The 1,684-nt window shown below is 41.0% G+C and carries 2 protein-coding genes and 1 pseudogene; all 3 read left to right on the top strand.

The window, feature by feature from the left end:
• Window positions 1-254, top strand: a pseudogene (locus tag HMPREF3052_RS11770) (sel1 repeat family protein); the annotation flags it as partial.
• A 195-nt stretch (window positions 255-449) separates the two neighbouring features.
• Window positions 450-1,328: a UDP-N-acetylglucosamine-peptide N-acetylglucosaminyltransferase gene (locus tag HMPREF3052_RS04820; protein WP_283126954.1), complete on the top strand. Its 879-nt coding sequence runs from the start codon at window positions 450-452 to the stop codon at window positions 1,326-1,328.
• A 174-nt stretch (window positions 1,329-1,502) separates the two neighbouring features.
• Window positions 1,503-1,684 (top strand): hypothetical protein (locus HMPREF3052_RS11910; protein ID WP_210399505.1); only part of this gene is annotated, 182 nt, incomplete at its 3' end.

Raw genomic sequence — 1,684 nt, 5'->3', positions numbered from 1 at the left:
GCTATTTAGAGCAGGCGAAGAAAGCCCAAGACAAGGAATCGAAACAATTGTTTGGGCACGCAGTTGAGCATTTACAACAGCGATTGAGTCTTGCTGAGCAGTTGGCAGACAAACAAAACAGCCTTCAAGAACAAAACAATGCACAATCTTGGTTAGGTCGTTGTTATTTCGAACAAGCCAAAATTCAACAAAAATGGGAAAGATATTTTGACTGGAAAAAACAGAAAATACAGGGAGATTTATTTGGAACTTAAGAAGGAACTCAAAAAGAAAAAACTGTAATAGACGACATCACTACCATTCTGGCAGTTTTAAATATCCCACCTATGGAATTAGGGTCAATTCCTCTTGCCCATTACACTTCGCCTTCAGTATGCGAAAGATTATTCGGTATTGTCAGCGATCAAACTAATGATAAAACTCCTGTTGACAGGAGTAAGGTTAGTCCAATGAGAATCGGTAGCTCCACTTATATGAACGACCCGACTGAAGGGGAAGGACTGTTGGAGCTGCTGAATCTGCAAGATTTGGAATTGGAAAACAAGGCTGATTGTCCTGTCCATAATGCTTTCTTTACCTGCTTTTCCAGCCGCGTCAACGATTTGAACCAGTTTCGTCTATATGGCAAAGAAAATGGCGTGGAAGCATCGGGCTGCTGCTTGGTATTTAATAAAAGCGGGGATTGGTTGAAAGAGCCTGATGTTTCTGCTTCGTTCAAAAGTTTTACAAATAAACAGAATGAAGGTTTCAAAGAACCAATAGAGGCAGATATAGCGGGTTCGAAAGATGAAAACCTACCGCTTTATCAGGTAGCTTATATCGCTTATCAAGATGAATATATTGCTGAGGAGAAATGTGGGAAATGGTTGTTGAATAAGAATAATCAAAGTTTTGGTATCCGATTAAAGCCTGTAGGAAAAAATCCAAGTTGGCATCAATTTCGTATCAAGAAACTTGAAGAAGCACTGATAGAGCTAATTAAAAAATCCAATAATATCAGTGATGAAGACAAAAAAGCTTTGGAATATATACGCTATCTGTTTAAAGATTTCGCTTTCCGCGACGAGGAAGAATTCCGTCTGTTGAAAATCGAACAAATCGGTTCGGACAAAATCAAATATTGCGAAGCCACAAAATCCGTCTATCTGCCTTATGCCGATATACGTGATATTGTGGATGAAGTGATTTTGGGGACGAATTACGAAAAGAGCGGAAAAGAGCGCAAGGCGGAAGTGTTTCAGCACTTAATGCGGAAGCATTATCCAAACGTTAAAGTGTCCCGCTCGTCGTTGCCGATTAATGCCAATCCGCCGATTAAGAAGGATTAGTAGTAGCAACTGTATTTTTACCCGACGGGGTGAAAAATACAGTTGCTACAAAATCATTCCGGGCATAACACTATGAATACCGTCATTTTTACCGCAATGGCGGCACTTACTTTTTTACGGTTGTAACCAATAAACGGCAGCAAGCCGTAGCCTGCATCTCCACCAACAGCGTGCGTGGCTGCACCACTCACCCTACCTGTGAATTACGCGAAACTTCAAAGCCAACGTGCAGGGTGTGTGCGGTACGCACGCACACGTGTTTTGGTGTTCAAACCATTGTTTCAAACTTTCAGACAATTTCAAACATGGTCTGAAAACTTTTGGAATAAAGGCCGTCTGAAATCCAGTTTTCAGAC

It is taken from the genome of Neisseria sp. HMSC056A03 (assembly GCF_001815685.1).
Classification (GTDB): domain Bacteria; phylum Pseudomonadota; class Gammaproteobacteria; order Burkholderiales; family Neisseriaceae; genus Neisseria; species Neisseria subflava.
The sequence above is the reverse complement of the archived record's forward strand: the minus strand, read 5'-3'. Positions and strand labels throughout refer to the sequence as shown.

What these genes read in the sequence shown, in the direction of transcription:
- HMPREF3052_RS04820 (WP_283126954.1), top strand. Translation starts at nt 450, where the DNA reads ATGAGAATCGGTAGCTCCACTTATATGAACGACCCGACTGAAGGGGAA.